The sequence below is a fragment of the Mesorhizobium sp. M5C.F.Ca.ET.164.01.1.1 genome (assembly GCF_004792125.1).
GTDB lineage: Bacteria > Pseudomonadota > Alphaproteobacteria > Rhizobiales > Rhizobiaceae > Mesorhizobium > Mesorhizobium wenxiniae.
Window position 1 is genome coordinate 1 of record NZ_SRTG01000513.1, and the last position, 296, is coordinate 296.

Annotated in this window: 1 protein-coding gene; it reads left to right on the forward strand. The window is 58.8% G+C overall.

From position 1 onward, the window contains the following. Positions 1-16: 16 nt before the first annotated feature. The coding region (locus EN807_RS34515; protein WP_135938086.1) for a multidrug efflux SMR transporter at positions 17-296 on the forward strand (280 nt) is incomplete at its 3' end.

Below are 296 nucleotides of genomic sequence, written 5' to 3' on the forward strand. Positions count from 1 at the left end.
AGAAGGATAGGTGACGATGAATACCGCGGTCTTCACTTATGGCGCGCTTGTCGCAGCCATTGTCTGCGAGGTAATCGCCACCTCCTTCCTGCAGCAATCGCAGCAGTTCACCAGGCTGGTGCCGACCGTGCTGATGGCGTTGTTTTACGGTGCAGCCATTTATCTTCTGTCGTTCACGCTGCGGGCGCTGCCGGTCGGCGTGGCCTACGCGATCTGGAGCGGGCTTGGCATCGTGCTGATTTCCGGCATCGGATATTTCGTGTTCCGCCAGACGCTGGATATTGCCGCCGTCATCG